The organism is Flavobacterium tistrianum (assembly GCF_003254545.1).
In the GTDB taxonomy this organism is placed as follows: Bacteria; Bacteroidota; Bacteroidia; order Flavobacteriales; family Flavobacteriaceae; genus Flavobacterium; species Flavobacterium tistrianum.
In genome coordinates this window covers 84,626-100,403 of record NZ_QJRH01000071.1, presented here as the reverse complement: position 1 = coordinate 100,403, position 15,778 = coordinate 84,626, and the positions used below count along the sequence as shown (strand labels likewise).

Below are 15,778 nucleotides of genomic sequence, written 5' to 3'. Positions count from 1 at the left end.
TAATTTTTTGCCACAGATTATAAGGATTAAAATGATTTTAATCTGTGTTAATCTTTTTATCCCGATAGCTATCGGGAGTGGCAGAATAAAAATAGAAATTAGCGTAAATTCGTGTAATTGCTTCGCCTGTTCGCTATCGCTCGGGTCGTGGCAAAAAAACAACAAACTATGATTAGTGTCTCAACAGATAAAACCAAACTCGACGTTCCGTTTATACAGAACTTTTTAAAAGACATTTATTGGGCTGCGGGTCGAACTATAGAAGAAGTACAGCGCACGATTGATGCTTCGGTTTGTTTCGGAATTTATTTGGATGACAAACAAATTGGTTTTGCCCGCGTGATAACCGATTATGTGGTTTTTGCATATTTAATGGATGTTTTTATTGATGAAGCGCATCGCGGAAAAGGCTATTCATCCATTTTAATTGATGCAATGATGAAGGAACCAGAATTGCAAGAGGTAAAAATCTGGCGATTGGCAACAACCGATGCTCACTTTTTATATGAAAAATTCGGATTTACAAAACTGAATCATCCTGAAAAGATGATGGAAAAAATAGTCTAAATGAAAACAGTTCTAAAACTAGAAGAAGCGGCTTTATTTATTCTTGGAATATTTCTCTTTAACCGTTTAAATTACGAATGGTGGTGGTTTCTAGTTTTAATTTTAGCACCCGATTTATCAATGATTGGATATGTTTTTGGAAATAAAATTGGCGCTTTGGCTTATAATATCTTTCATCATAAAGGAATCGCACTTTTAATTTATGCAATCGGATGTTATTTAAGTATTGAAATTATTCAATTAACAGGAATTATTTTATTTTCGCATTCGGCAATGGATCGTGTTTTTAGTTACGGATTGAAATACGAAAAAGGTTTTAAGTATACACATTTGGGTGAAATTGGTAAATAATCAGTTATGAATTTAGAAACGTTTTACGAATATTGTCTGTCTAAAAAAGGTGTCAGCGAGCATTTTCCTTTTGATGAAGACACTCTGGTTTTTAAGGTTGGCGGCAAAATGTTTGCCTTGTCTTCTTTATCGCAATGGGAAAAAAACGAGCAGTCTGTCAATTTAAAATGCGATCCAGACCGCGCGCAGGAACTTAGAGCCGAATATGACGAAATTCAACCTGGATATCACATGAGCAAAGTGCATTGGAATACAATAGCCTTGAACGGAAATTTACCCTTAAAATTTGTCAAGGAATTGATAGATCATTCATATGAATTGGTTTTCAAAAGTTTGACAAAGAAAATTCAAAATGAAATAAGCGAATTAGAAAATTAGGCATTACATTTGCAGGGTAAGTTCAAAACTTAAAAACCCGAATCAGTTTGCAAATTAGCAATTTATAGCATCATGAAAGAACAATTTAAAAAATTTCTGAACGAAGAACAAGATCCAAAAGCGATTGAAAAAATCACTTCGAAACTTAACGATTTATTGATGAAAGGCGAAGAAGTTGGATATATCGCAGTACAAAAAAAGCCTGCAATTACAGTTTTTCCAGATAGTATTGTATTAACAAACAAACGTATCATTATTTGTAAACCTAAGAACTTAGGTCTTTCTATGGATTTTACCGATTATACTTGGGATGATATTGCGAGTACTTTTGTAAAAGAAAATATTTTAGGTTCTGAATTTTCATTTGGCACTAAAACTGACATAGCAGTTTCTATTGACTATATTCCGAAAATTCAGGCTAGAAAAATTTATACTTATGCCAAAGAACAATTGGATTTATTAAAAAATCCAGTTCAAACAGCAACGCCAATTCAAGAAACTGCTGAACCTGTTTTTGAAGAAGAAGCAGAGGAAGAAATTGAAGAAGTTGAAACGGAAGAAGTAACAAGTTTTGCAGAAATTTTACCTGCTGCTCCAGCTGTTACGGAAACTTACGAACCGCTTCCGACTCAGCCAGCTCAGCCAACCGGAGAACGTAAATTAAGTGATTTATCTAAAGAAGAGCTTTTTGATAAATTACAGAACTACAAAAAACTTCTCGATAATGGTTTGATCATGCAGGGAGAATATGATGCTTATAAAAAAGAGATACTAAGCTACATGTAGTAGCTTAACCGCAAAGGTCGCTAAGACTTTTACGCAAGGTTCGCAAAGAAAAACCCATCAGCATAACTGATGGGTTTTATTTTTTATAAAAAACTTTGCGAACCTTTTGCGAAAAAACCTTGTGTTCTTTGCGGTTAAATAATTTACAAAGTTGCCTTCTGCTTTTCTACAAATTTATGCGACTGCAGTTCGAGTAATTCTTTTGCATTCTTTCGCTGTAAATCGAATAAGCCTTTGTCTTCGGCAATATCTGCATAAACTCTGTCATGCATTTCGGCACTTGTTTTCACTAATAAATCACGTTGGTATTTGTTTTGTGCCAAAGTTGCTTTCATCGCAGTTTCAGCTTCTTCTTGTTTGAAATCAAACTCCCCTTTTGGCGCTAATAATTTTGCAATAATAGGTGATGTTTCGATCGCTAGAAACAAAAGCATGATAAAAAATGACGGAAGCCAAGGCAGTTTATTTAAAGCATTGATACGCGCCATTAATCCGTCAAAACCTTCGATGATGGGTTGGGTTTGCGAAACTTTTTTGTCTAAATCGGCTTGAAGCTGTACGCCTGCTTTTTCTTTTTCGGCAATTTTAGCTTCGTTTGTCTTTTTTAAAGTTTCAAATTCTTTAAGAGCAGCATCGTGCTTTTCTCGTTTTTCTTTATAAACCGGACCTTTTCCTAGTTTTTTAGTTCCAGCAGTTCCTTCGGCTTCAGTAATATAAACCGAATACAAATCGTTTACTTCTTTTTCTTTCTTTACAATATCAGCTTTTAAAGCTGCAATCTCAGCTTTATTTTTATCTAAATCTGTTTTGAAATAAGTTCCGATTTGTTTTTTATTGGCCAATTCCATTTCGTTTTTCTCTTTCAATAAAACGGTATTGATTTCTTTTTCGAAGATTTTAATTTCTAAAGGTTTCGAAATTACAATAGCAATAATAATAGCCAATGCAATACGCGGAGTTGCCTGCAGAAATTCGTCCAGAAAACGATCTCTTTTCTTAATCGTAGAAACGATAAATCGATCCAAATTAAAAATCAGTAAACTCCATACAAATCCAAAAATCAAAGCGGGATAAATAGAATCGAAAACGGTAAAAAGTGCATAAGCACTGGCTAAGAAAGCCATAACTGCTGTGAAGAATACGGTAGCGCCAATACCAACATATTTGGTTTGTTCGCCTTCTGAACAGTCTTTCAAGAGGTCTCGGTCGACTCCTGAACATAGGATAAAAAATTGTTTTAACATGATTGATGATTTTTGATTATGATGATACGGCAAATTTAGCGCCAAAATTTTAATTATCAGATAAATAGTTGATTTGTTTTTACTTGGCTCTATAAAATTCCTTTTTTTATTAAATGTTATTTTAACATTAATCTATTTCTAATGTTGACTAGGAATCATAACACTATGTTAATTTTTTTTGAAGGGTTTAGTAAAATTGAGGTTTTAGCTTCGCAACCGAATCAAACTAAACACACACAATGAAAAAATTTTATCTATTAACCGCATTCTTTTTATTCGCCTTTACAGGTTTTGCTCAGAAAGCCATTATATCTGGAAAGATATTAGACGCAGATGACAAACTGCCTCTTCCTGGAGCTATGGTTCAAATTGTAGGCGAAAAAAAATACACCGTTTCTGACTATAACGGTCGTTTTGAATTATTAAATATTAATGAAGGAACTTATAAAGTTGAAGTAAAGTATATTGGATATACTACTTTAACTCAAGAAATAAAAGTTGAGCAAGGAAGAAACAATGTGATTGACTTTGCTCTTAAAGCTTCTGAAAACGAACTGAAAGAAGTTGTGGTCGGAGACATTTTAAAAGGTCAGGCAAAAGCTTTGAATCAGCAAAAAAACAATAAAAATATCGGAAACGTAATCTCTTCTGATCAAATGGGACGTTTTCCAGATGCTAACGTGGGAGATGCTTTAAAACGTGTTCCAGGTATTACCATGCAGAATGATCAAGGTGAAGCTCGTAACATTATTATTAGAGGTTTGGCTCCTTCTTTGAACTCTGTGACTTTAAATGGTGATCGTATTCCGTCTGCTGAAGGAGATAACAGAAACGTTCAAATGGACTTAATTCCGTCTGATATGATTTCTACAATCGAAGTAAACAAAACGCTTACATCAGATATGGATGCTGATGCAATTGGAGGTTCTGTAAACTTAATTACAAGAGCAACTCCAAACGGAGAAAGAATCTCTGCAACTCTTGCAGGAGGATATTTGCCAATTCGTGACCACGCTTCTTACACTGCTGGTTTCGTTTATGGTAATCGTTTTATCGACAATAAATTAGGAGTGGTTTTCAGCGGATCTTATAACAATGTAGATTACGGTTCTGATAATATCGAAAACGAATGGGTAAAAGATGATTTTGGAAATGAATATTTACAAGCCTCTGAAATTAGAAAATATGATGTTCAGCGTATTCGCCGAAGCGGATCTGTTGCTTTAGATTATAAATTCAATGACAACAATACCATTTTTGCCAATGCAATTTACAACTGGAGAGATGACAGAGAAAACCGTTTTAGAACTACTTACGATGATATTGAACCACTTTATAATGGTGAAGAAATTGTTGGTTTTGAAGGTCGTGTAAAACGTCAGACAAAAGGAGGTTTAGACAATAATAGAAATAAAAACCGAAGATTAGAAGATCAAAGAGTTCAGAATTATTCTATTCGCGGAGAGCATTTAATCAATTCGACATTAGATTTAGATTGGTCTGCTAATTATGCAAAAGCAAGAGAATATCGTCCAGGTGAACGTTACATTGAATACCGTCAGAAAGGTTTAGAAATGTTTGAAGATTTATCAGACATTAGATTTCCTTTAATAACAACAGTTGGCGAGTCAGTTGACAAGTTTAAATTTGATTCGATTACTGAAAACACAGATGAAACAAGCGAAAGCGAATTTGGAGCCAAAGTAAACATCCGTTTCCCATTCTCTGTAATTGCTGGAGAAAAAGGAAGATTAAGAACGGGTCTTAGACTTCGCTTAAAAGAAAAAGAAAGAAACAATATGTTTTATTCTTATGAGCCAATTAATGATGATATGGAACTATTATCTCAAGTTCCAACAAGCTATTTTGAAGGAAAAGATTTTAATCCAGGAAGTAAATACGTGCCGGGAACTTTTGCTTCTACAGCTTTCTTAGGAAGTTTAGATTTGAACAATCCTGCTTTATTTGATAAAGAAGCAGATCCAGCAGAATATTTAGCGGTAAACTATAACGCTAAAGAAAGAATTACTGCTGCTTATGTAAGATGGGATCAGGATTTTAACGATAAACTTTCTATGGTTTTAGGTTTCCGTGTTGAAAATACTCATATCGATTATACAGGAAACCGTGTATTAGACGAGGAAGAATTAGAAAGCAAAATCAACAACACCAACTCTTACACTAATTTATTGCCAAGTATTTCATTACAATACAATGCGACAAAAGATTTAGTTTTAAGAGCGGCTGCTACAACAGCTTTAGCAAGACCAAACTATTATGCACTGGCTCCTTATGTAAACAATATTGCTGCCGATAAAGAAATTACAGCTGGAAATCCAGATCTTAAAGCTACATATTCATACAATTATGATTTCATGGCTGAGAATTATTTCAAATCTGTTGGTTTAATTTCTGGAGGTGTTTTCTACAAAAGATTAAATGATTTCATTTACAACTACAGCGATAATCAATATACTGATGCGAAATTTGCTGCAGATTTCCCTAATCAAGCAAACCCAATTCCAGCGGGAGAAAACTGGTCATTTTTACAATCAAGAAATGGAGAAAATGTAGATGTTTATGGTTTTGAAGTTGCTTTTCAGCGTCAGTTAGATTTCCTTCCTGGTAAATTCTTAAAAGGATTTGGTATCTATTTGAACTATACTTACACAAAATCTAAAGCAAGCGGAATTGCTGACGAAGACGGAAACGAAAGAAACGACATTAGCCTTCCAGGGACAACGCCTCACATGTTTAACGGATCTTTATCTTGGGAAAACAAACGTTTCTCTGCTAGAATCTCAACGAACTTTACCTCTGATTATTTAGATGAATTAGGTTCTGAGTCTTATAAAGACAGTTATTATGACAAGCAGTTTTTCTTAGATGCCAATGCTTCTTATAAAATCACGAAACAATTACGTGTTTTTGCTGAAGCAAATAACTTAACTAATCAGCCGTTGCGCTATTACCAAGGAGTTGCTGCACATACAAAACAAGCAGAATATTACCAGCCACGTTACAATTTCGGATTGAAATTAGACTTGTAATCTGCACTTTTTTAAAATTCTTAAATTAGACAGAGTTTAATGCTCTGTCTAATTGCATTAAAATATATAATACAAATGAAAAATAAATTTTTAGTTGCTTTTTTACTTTTAAGCTTATCATTTACAGCTTGTAAAGACGATAAATTAGCGCCAATTCAGCCAAATGCCGTAAAACCAACAGCGGTTACAGAAGCTCTGCCTCATGATACAGACGATCCTTCAATCTGGATTAATCCAACTGATGCTTCAAAAAGCATTATTGTTGGAACAGATAAAGATACAAACGGAGGTTTATATGCTTTTGATTTGAATGGAAAAATCCTTAAAAAATCAATTCCTTTAAAACGCCCAAACAATGTTGATATCGCTTACGGATTAATCATTGACGGAAAAAAAGTAGATGTTGCCGTTACGACAGAGCGTGAAGAAAATAAAATTAGAATTTTTAGCTTACCTAATTTAGAACCAATTGATAATGGCGGAATTCCTGTTTTTGAAGGAGAAGCACAGCGTGATCCAATGGGAGTTGCTTTATACACTCGTAAAACTGACGGAAAGATTTTTGCTATTGTGGGAAGAAAAACTGGGCCTACTGGAAGTTATTTATGGCAATATGAGCTTTCTGGAAACGGAAAATTTGCTATAGCAAAAGTCGTTCGCAAATTCGGAACGTATAGCGGTAAAAAAGAAATCGAAGCTATTGCAGTAGACAACGAATTAGCTTTTGTTTATTATTGCGATGAGCAGTCTGGAATAAGAAAATACAAAGCAGATCCGGCTTTAAATGATAATAAAGAATTGGCTTTCTTTGGTCAAAAAGATTTCAAGGCAGATCACGAAGGAATCGCGATCTACAAAAAAACAGATTCTACAGGATATATTTTAGTATCCAACCAGCAAGCAAATTCATTTATGGTTTATCCAAGAGAAGGTGCAAACGGAAATCCGAACAATCATCCTTTATTGGCAGAAGTTCCGACTTCGACAATTGAATGTGATGGTGCAGATGCTACTAGTGTAAATCTAGGACCAAAATTCAAAAATGGACTTTTCGTAGCGATGAGTAACGGAATGACTTTCCATTATTATGCTTGGGATTTAATTCAAAAACGAATAGACGAAGGCAAAAAATAAAAGTTTCAAGGTTTTCAGTCGCAGTCCCGTGTTCAGTGTCTATTTTTTTTACTGCGATTGGAAACCAACTAAAAAAAGCTGTTCAGTTATGAACAGCTTTTTTATAATTTATAATTCATAGAAAACATTAAAACTCTTGGTAAAACATATGTTGATTGTTGACTTATGATGTAATCTGAAAATGAATAACTATTCTTTCTTCGAACATCGAATAAGTTATTAGCAATCAATTCAAATCCAAAAGGGCTATTTTTTCTTTGATACCTCAAGGATGTATTTGTTATTTCATAAAAATTATTTCTGCCATTAGAATTGCTGTTTTTAAGATTTTGATAGTTTAATTTATATGTCCAAAATTTAAAAACTGTGATCTCAAAATCTCCACTAAAAATGTCTGATTTATAATCTGAATTTGTTAATCCATTAAATTGATTAAATCTTTCATATTTAAAATTAAAATTTGGCCATTCTTTATATATTGTCTTAAAAGAGAAAGCCAGATTTTGAGCGTTTCTCTCATTTAGTGTTATTATATTATTTAGCTTTTGATAATAACTTAGCCAAGTTAAATTAGCATTCAGTTTCAGTTCAAATCGATATATTTTCTTAGCTATACTACCATTTAAAAGTGCTGATGTTTCTGGATTATTTCCTAAAAATGGAGAATTATACTGATTAATATCGTCAACAATTACTTCGTTTCTTATAATCTCAGTTCGCTTAGTATAGCTTGAAAAAACATTCAACCAAAGTCCTTTATAGATGTTCATCTTGTTATAAAACACATTGAAAGAATGAAATTTCCCATTTTCAAGCAATGCATTTCCTTTATACACTAAATTATATTTTTGAAGAGTAAAACCATCCGAAAGTGATGACACTTCGGGGAAATTTGTTTCAAGTTTGTAATTAAATGTTATTTTTTCTGATTGATTGAATTCAAATTCACTATTCCATTGTGGCAGTGCTATTTTACGCAAAAAACTATAATTCCCATCCAATTGTTCTGTTTTTGAATTGTACCAATGATAATATAGCCCTGCTTTGTTTGTCCATTTTCCTATTTTAAATTTATACTCTAAACCACCATAAACATCTACAAATTGATATCTCGTTCTATTTCCAAATCCTGCACTAATAAAATCATTAATAGTATTATCGCTTAACAGTTGTTTTTCCGAAGTTTCAAAATTTGAATTTTCAAATGTATTTCCAATATTTAGATATAGGTGATTATGGCTATTGATTATCCAATAATGTTTAAAAACAGCATCAACAGTGTTTGCTTTTAGTTGTTTTAATTGCTCAATATTATATATTGTATCTTTCTCAAACGGAAGTACTCCCACTAAAAAAGGTTTATTGGTCAACCATTGATTTTGAGATTTAGTGTCTTCATATGATTGATTAATTGCTAGTGTCTGAATGTGAGAGGTACTATAATTTTTATGCCATTCTAAATATTGCTTAAAAGATTTATTATCTGTATCACTAATTGTCTTGAAAACATTTGAATTTGTAATTGTTGAAGAATTTAAAATACCTTTTAAATTATTTGTCCCCAGTTGAAATTGCACATTATATAGCCATTTTTGGTTCTTATTTGGCGTATAATCCAATTTTAAATTGGTGATATTTAAATTATTTATGTTGTTATTAATTTCTGCCTTATTTTCAAAAGTGTGATCATTGTTCTCTAAATATTCATTTTGAATAACGTTTTTAGTTTCTGTTAAAACCTTTGAAAAAACTGAAAATACCGAAATATTAAACTTTGAAGAAAAATTGTAACTAACATTTAGAGCTTCAAACTGTGATTTATTTTCAACCACATCAACATTGTCTTTTGTAAGTGCATACAACAAGTCATTTGAGACTTTTTTTTTCATTATATAATTACTTGTTCCGCCCGTAAATCTTCTCAAATCACTATAGGTGAAAGTGCTTTTTCCGATATTATTAAGGTCACCTATAAAGCTTATATTCAATTTTGGAGTATAATAAAACAAACCCGAATGCAGCAGATACGATTTATCAACCCCTATCCCCAAACCTGCCTCAATATCGCCAAAAACAAACTTCTTTTTTTCTTCTTTCAGCTTTACATTCATCGCTAAATCTTCACTGTCCGATACCTTTTTCATGAAGCCAACCTCGTTAAAATTATCGATGACTTCAATTTTATCAAGAGCGTCCGCCGGAATATTTTCAACTGCCAATTTAGATCCACCACCAAAAAAAGCTTTTCCTTCAACCAACATCTGGGTAACTCTTTTTCCCTGAACCGTTACAATCCCATTTTTATCAACTTCAACTCCTGGAAGTTTTTCTAGAATTTCTTTCATTTTGCGTTCATTTCCGTTCGCAAAACTTTTTACATTAAAAGTAATGGTGTCTTTCTTAATTTCTATGGGTTTATATTCACGCTTTATGACAATCTCTTTTAATTTTTCACCACTTGAATGCAATTTAAAATTATATAAAGTCATGTCCGAATTAGAATTCAGAACTAGGAGCTCATCCTTAAAACCAATATATGAGGCAACGATTTCATAATCGATATTTTTATCGAGCTCTAAGAGATATCGTCCTTTATTATCAGTTATAGCAAATTTTAAGCTGGCTTTGTCCTGTAAAGGTTTGGCTATTATATTAGCGGACTCTAATAAAACACCGGCCTCAGAAGATATTGTTCCTCTTAAAGTTTTTATTTGAGAGAAACAAATTAAAGGAAGTAAAAAGAAAAGGGTAACTTTAAGCATTAGCATTACCTCTTGTGAAGGTGTTAAATATTATTTTTAAAATAAACAAAAACCTAAAACTTATCATCAGGCTTTTTAAAACCATTTACAGAATTTCTATTTTTAAATGCAGTCATTACCATTTCATCAAATTCTGATTGATTGATTATGGGATAGTCTTTAGGATTACCCATTATTGGAGGCTTCGCTAAATTCAAATCGATTTTTTTAACGCCATACACGACGTTTCGCACTTGTAATTCTAATATCAAACCAGGCAAATTACCATATCCATTTGGTCCAAATGAAACAGGAATCTTTGGGCAGTACCATGCAATAACTGGAAAGGCAAAACTTCCTTTGCCATTATTTACTCTTTTAGTTGAAGTTGCTTTGTAACATAGAAATCCTTCAATTTCTTTAGTTTCATTTTCTAGCACCCAATCTTTTATAGCATCTGTCTTTAAAACATAATTACCAAAACCGAAAACAGCGCAAAGCGAAAAATCTTTATATTGATAAACCTCATTCATATAGCCAGCAGATACTTTAGCCATAAAAAGATCAGAATTGTCAACTGTCAAACCTTCATTAAAGGAAAAAACGGCTCTCTCTTTATCAAAATTTAATGTAAAGCTTAAGTACTTAGCATTTTCAACTGTCTCTCTATATATATTTTTGAATGCCCCATTTTCTTTTAGTCCTTCAAGCATTTCGATACTTGTACCATATTCAATTTTACCATTTTCTATTTGAGCAGAAGCAGTAAAGATTATGAAAAAAAACAAAATGGAAATTAATCTACTTATCATAATTTATACAATTTTATTATGGGCTTTCATTGCAGAAAGCCCATTATTATTCAGGATTATGCTCCCATGCATCTACCCCATGCTGCTGCACCAAAAAAATAAGATTCATAATAACCACATCCATTAGACATACAGTCATCAAATGCTGCTTCCTGATCTTGTCTACAGTCTGCAAAAACAATTTTAACTTGAATCTTTTTAACATCTAATTGATTATTAGCAACACAAATAGCGCTAAACCCAACAACAGCAAAAACTGTAAATAAAAATTTTTTCATAATCTTAATTTGTAATATTAATACTATTTTTTATATATTACAAAGATATTTTTATAGTCTTTTTCTTTCTATATCGATATAGAATAATACTTATTCACTTTTTAACTAATTATCATCAAAACCAGTAATTATGTCTGTGGGATTCAAAATCAAAAAATTAAGAGAAGAGAATAATTTGTCACAAAGTAAATTGGCAGATTACCTAGAAATAACTCAAAGTGAACTATCTAAGATTGAAAATAGTAGAGCAAAAAAAATTGATATTTATTTTATGATTAAAGTCTGTATATTTTTTAATAAGGATTTAGACTTTTTCAGCACAAAAAAAATATCAAACAAAGATGCTGTTAATTTCAATATTGAAAGATCGTCCGCTATAATATTAAACGAATTAAAAAAAATAATTATTGAGTATAAAAGAAAAAATAAAACTTGAAACAAAAAAAGCTGTTCATTTCTGAACAGCTTTTTTATTTGAATTAAATAATTCCTTTTATTCTGTAATTGGTGCTCCTGCTAAGATTTCAGCATTTGCAAACTCTTCAAATTTGGCAAAATTAGCTTTGAATTTATGAGCTAATTCTAATGCCTTTTTATCATATAAATCTTTGTCTTCCCAAGTATTTCTAGGATTTAAAATTTCCACTGGAACATTTGGACAATCTTGAGGAATTTCAATTCCAAATACTTCATGATTTTTAAACGCTACATCGTTTAATTCTCCTTTTAATGCAGCAGTAATCATAGCGCGAGTATATTTAAGCTTCATACGGCTTCCTGTTCCGTAAGCACCGCCAGTCCATCCTGTGTTAATTAACCAAACTTTTACGCCCGCATCTTTCATTTTCTTGCTCAACATTTCAGCATAACGCGTTGGGTGCAAAGGCATAAATGGCGCTCCAAAACAAGCAGAGAAATTAGGCTGAGGCTCTGTCACACCAGCTTCTGTACCAGCAACTTTTGCTGTATATCCAGAAATAAAGTGATACGCTGCCTGACCTGGAGTCAATCTTGAGATTGGAGGCAAGATTCCGAAAGAATCTGCCGTTAAGAAAAATATATTTTTAGGATTGTGTCCAATCAAACCTGGCTGTACATTATCAATATGTGTAATTGGGTAACTTACACGAGTATTTTGTGTGATAGAAACATCATCAAAATCAACTACGTTTGTTCCTGCTTTGAAAACCACATTTTCTAAAAGCGCTCCTTTTTTGATTGCTCTAAAAATGTCTGGTTCATTTTCTTCAGTTAAATTGATAACTTTTGCATAGCATCCGCCTTCAAAATTGAAAACAGTGTTTTCATTTGTCCAGCCGTGCTCATCGTCTCCAATTAATTTACGCTCTGGATCTGCAGATAAAGTTGTTTTTCCTGTACCAGACAATCCGAAGAAGATTGCTGTGTCTCCTGCTTCACCAACATTGGCACTGCAGTGCATTGGAAGTGTATTTTTGAAAACTGGAAGAATAAAGTTTAACGCAGAGAAAATTCCTTTTTTCATTTCTCCTGTATAACCTGTTCCGCCAATTAAAGCAATTTTTTTAGTAAAATCTAAAATAGCAAAATTAGACTGGCGTGTTCCATCTACAGCAGGATCTGCCATAAAACTTGGCGCACAAACTACGGTCCATTCTGGAGTAAAATTAGCTAATTCTGAAGCTTCTGGACGTAAGAACATATTGTAGCAAAACAAGTTTGACCAAGCAGTTTCTGTTACAACACGAACATTCAATCTATAATTTGGGTCAGAACACACATAAGAATCACGAACAAAAACTTCTTTGTTTGATAAAAATGCTGTTACCTTATTATAAAGCTTTTCAAAAGCTTGAGGCTCAAATGGGATATTTACATTTCCCCACCAAACTTGATCCTTAGTAATATCATCTTTTACGATAAAACGATCTTGTGGAGAACGACCTGTAAATTCACCTGTATTAATTGCTAACGCTCCAGTAGAATTCTCAACACCTTGACCTGACTGCAAAGTAATCGCGTGTAATTCATCTGCAGATAGTTGATAACGAACTTTTGCATTTTCAATTCCTAACTCTTTTAACGAAATCGATTGCGCCAAAACTGTATTAGTGTCCATAAATTTTTAAGTTGTGTGTGATTTTTTGTTAAAGCAAAATTACAGATTAATTTTTATTTCTTTTAAAATAATTAAATTTCACTTCGATTTCTATCAAAAAAGAAAAATTTCACTTTTAAAATTACAAAAAGAAAAAAATAATCGCTCCTAATTTATTTATTTACAACCTTATGCGCGAATTTGTTATATTATTTTTGTTTGACAATATAAAATACAAAAAAGTCACACAAATAAAGTTATATGTTATTTATGTGACAAAATTAAAGATTAATTCTTAGACAGAATTTTTTTTTCGGTATTTTATGATTTTCTCTTCAAAATCGTAAAGAATAATAGCATCCAAGCGATAATTAATAAGAAACCACCCAAAGGTGTTGCGAATACGATAATTTTAGATTCGAACAAAGTATAGTCTTTTGTTGCCAATAAATAGATTGAACCGCTGAAAAGCAAAACACCTGCAACTACCAAATTATAGATCGTTTTCAAGGTTTTTTCTGCAATATCTTTTTGGGTAGATAAAAAAAGAAGAAAAAGAGCGTGATACATTTGGTAACGAACACCAACTTCAAAAGTATTTAATTGATCAACCGAAAGATATTTTTTCAATAAGTGAGCACCAAAAGCACCCAAAATAATAGCCAGCATACCAATAAAAGCTCCAGTTAGAATGATTCTTCTTTTCATAATATATCTCTTTTGAAATTTCAACAAAAATACTTCAAACGAACTGAAAAATCGCCTTTGTTTCTAGATTATTTAGAACAAAATCAAATTATTTTTTGGGTTTTGCGAAAAAAATAATTTAATTTTCTTTAATTTGAATTGTTATATTTATAACATTTAAATATATTTGTGTTAAATATTTAAGACATGAGAAACATTTTAATATTTGGAGCAGGAAGATCTGCATCTTCTTTGATTCGATATTTACTATCAAAATCTAATGAAGAAAAGCTGCATTTAACTGTAGCCGACCTTTCATTAAATCTTGCGAAAGCAAAAACTCAAGATCACCCAAATGCCACTCCACTTGCCTTAGATATTTTTAATTCTGAAGAAAGAAAAAAAGCTATTGCAAATGCTTCAATAGTAATTTCTATGCTTCCTGCACATCTTCATATTGAGATTGCAAAAGATTGCATCGAATTTAAAAAACATCTTGTTACTGCATCATATATTAGTGATGCTATGCAGGCTTTGAACGAAGAAGCCATTCAAAACAATCTGATTTTTATGAACGAAATTGGTCTTGATCCAGGAATTGATCATATGAGCGCCATGAAAGTCATTGACGAAATCAGATCGAAAGGCGGTAAAATGCTTTTGTTTGAGTCTTTTTGCGGCGGACTTGTAGCTCCCGAATCTGACAATAATTTATGGAATTACAAATTTACTTGGGCGCCAAGAAATGTAGTTTTGGCGGGACAAGGTGGTGCAGCGAAGTTTATTCAGGAAGGAACTTATAAATACATTCCATATAGCGCTTTGTTTCGCAGAACTGAATTTCTAGAAGTAGAGGGTTACGGAAAATTTGAAGCGTATTCTAATCGTGATTCTCTTAAATACAGATCAATTTATGGTTTAGATGATATTCTTACTTTATATAGAGGTACAATCAGAAGAGTGGGTTATTCTCGCGCTTGGAACATGTTTGTTCAGCTTGGAATGACTGATGATAGCTATATTTTAGAGGGGTCAGAAAATATGAGTTATCGTCAGTTTATTAATTCTTTTCTTCCGTATCATCCAACAGATTCTGTTGAAATTAAAACTCGATTGATCTTAAAAATTGATCAGGACGATATTATGTGGGACAAGCTTTTGGAACTGGATTTATTTAACCCAAACAAAAAAGTAAATCTGCCAAACGCTACTCCAGCGCAAATCTTAGAAAAAATCTTGACCGACAGTTGGGCTCTTGAACCTGAAGATAAAGATATGATCGTGATGTATCATAAATTTGGTTATGAATTGAATGGAGAAAAGAAGCAAATCGATTCTAAAATGGTTTGTATTGGCGAAGACCAGACTTATACAGCCATGGCAAAAACAGTCGGACTTCCGGTTGCGATTGCCACTTTGTTAATCTTAAACGGAAAAATCACAACTCCAGGAGTTCAGCTTCCTATTAAAAAAGAAGTTTACGAACCGATCCTGAAAGAGTTAGAAGAATATGGGGTCATTTTTAATGAACAAAATGTACCTTATTTTGGATACAACCCAGACTTGTTCTAGTCTAGGTCTGCATGTTTATTTTAGAATTTTTTTTTAATTAGTTTTTAATTTTATCCGCTTCTCCCATCAAGAAGCGGATTTTTTTTCTTCTGGGTTTAAAA

General features: G+C 32.5%; 14 protein-coding genes. 8 read left to right on the top strand and 6 right to left on the bottom strand.

Annotated elements, in window-relative coordinates; translation table 11 throughout:
• Positions 1-168: 168 nt before the first annotated feature.
• The 4 genes from DMB71_RS15490 (at position 169) to DMB71_RS15475 (ending at position 2,082) form a co-directional block, all read left to right on the top strand.
• Positions 169-567 (top strand): GNAT family N-acetyltransferase, encoded by a 399-nt coding sequence (locus DMB71_RS15490; protein ID WP_111367602.1) that lies wholly within the window; start codon positions 169-171, stop codon positions 565-567.
• A complete protein-coding gene (locus DMB71_RS15485; RefSeq protein WP_111367600.1) occupies positions 568-918 on the top strand; it encodes a DUF4260 domain-containing protein in 351 nt (116 codons plus the stop codon).
• A 6-nt stretch (positions 919-924) separates the two neighbouring features.
• Positions 925-1,296: an MmcQ/YjbR family DNA-binding protein gene (locus DMB71_RS15480; RefSeq protein ID WP_111367598.1), complete on the top strand. Its 372-nt coding sequence runs from the start codon at positions 925-927 to the stop codon at positions 1,294-1,296.
• 72 nt (positions 1,297-1,368) lie between these two features.
• Complete coding sequence (locus tag DMB71_RS15475) at positions 1,369-2,082, top strand: PH domain-containing protein (protein ID WP_111367596.1); 714 nt, start codon at positions 1,369-1,371, stop codon at positions 2,080-2,082.
• Positions 2,083-2,225: 143 nt separating this feature from the next.
• Here DMB71_RS15475 and DMB71_RS15470 read toward each other — a convergent pair whose 3' ends face one another.
• Positions 2,226-3,326: a DUF4407 domain-containing protein gene (locus DMB71_RS15470; protein ID WP_111367594.1), complete on the bottom strand. Its 1,101-nt coding sequence runs from the start codon at positions 3,324-3,326 to the stop codon at positions 2,226-2,228.
• A 239-nt stretch (positions 3,327-3,565) separates the two neighbouring features.
• Here DMB71_RS15470 and DMB71_RS15465 point away from each other — a divergent pair, with 239 nt between their 5' ends.
• Positions 3,566-6,376, top strand: coding sequence for a TonB-dependent receptor (locus tag DMB71_RS15465; RefSeq protein ID WP_111367592.1), 2,811 nt, complete (start codon positions 3,566-3,568; stop codon positions 6,374-6,376).
• Between the two features lie 75 nt (positions 6,377-6,451).
• Positions 6,452-7,510: a phytase gene (locus DMB71_RS15460; RefSeq protein ID WP_111367590.1), complete on the top strand. Its 1,059-nt coding sequence runs from the start codon at positions 6,452-6,454 to the stop codon at positions 7,508-7,510.
• A 101-nt stretch (positions 7,511-7,611) separates the two neighbouring features.
• Here DMB71_RS15460 and DMB71_RS15455 read toward each other — a convergent pair whose 3' ends face one another.
• From DMB71_RS15455 to DMB71_RS15445, 3 genes are read right to left on the bottom strand one after another with little or no spacing between them, the layout of a single operon-like run.
• Positions 7,612-10,272, bottom strand: coding sequence for a TonB-dependent receptor (locus DMB71_RS15455; RefSeq protein ID WP_239452989.1), 2,661 nt, complete (start codon positions 10,270-10,272; stop codon positions 7,612-7,614).
• A 53-nt stretch (positions 10,273-10,325) separates the two neighbouring features.
• Positions 10,326-11,063 (bottom strand): GLPGLI family protein, encoded by a 738-nt coding sequence (locus DMB71_RS15450; RefSeq protein WP_111367586.1) that lies wholly within the window; start codon positions 11,061-11,063, stop codon positions 10,326-10,328.
• A 56-nt stretch (positions 11,064-11,119) separates the two neighbouring features.
• The gene (locus DMB71_RS15445; RefSeq protein ID WP_111367584.1) at positions 11,120-11,341 is read right to left on the bottom strand and encodes a hypothetical protein; all 222 of its coding nucleotides are present in this window, start codon (positions 11,339-11,341) and stop codon (positions 11,120-11,122) included.
• 130 nt (positions 11,342-11,471) lie between these two features.
• Here DMB71_RS15445 and DMB71_RS15440 point away from each other — a divergent pair, with 130 nt between their 5' ends.
• Complete coding sequence (locus DMB71_RS15440; RefSeq protein ID WP_111367582.1) at positions 11,472-11,777, top strand: helix-turn-helix domain-containing protein; 306 nt, start codon at positions 11,472-11,474, stop codon at positions 11,775-11,777.
• 57 nt (positions 11,778-11,834) lie between these two features.
• Here the strand turns inward: DMB71_RS15440 and pckA are convergent, their stop codons facing one another.
• Positions 11,835-13,439 (bottom strand): phosphoenolpyruvate carboxykinase (ATP), encoded by a 1,605-nt coding sequence (gene pckA / locus DMB71_RS15435; RefSeq protein ID WP_111367580.1) that lies wholly within the window; start codon positions 13,437-13,439, stop codon positions 11,835-11,837.
• Between the two features lie 300 nt (positions 13,440-13,739).
• A complete protein-coding gene (locus DMB71_RS15430) occupies positions 13,740-14,126 on the bottom strand; it encodes a DUF423 domain-containing protein (protein WP_111367578.1) in 387 nt (128 codons plus the stop codon).
• Between the two features lie 186 nt (positions 14,127-14,312).
• Here DMB71_RS15430 and DMB71_RS15425 point away from each other — a divergent pair, with 186 nt between their 5' ends.
• The gene (locus DMB71_RS15425) at positions 14,313-15,677 is read left to right on the top strand and encodes a saccharopine dehydrogenase family protein (protein WP_111367576.1); all 1,365 of its coding nucleotides are present in this window, start codon (positions 14,313-14,315) and stop codon (positions 15,675-15,677) included.
• The last annotated feature ends 101 nt before the right edge of the window (positions 15,678-15,778 follow it).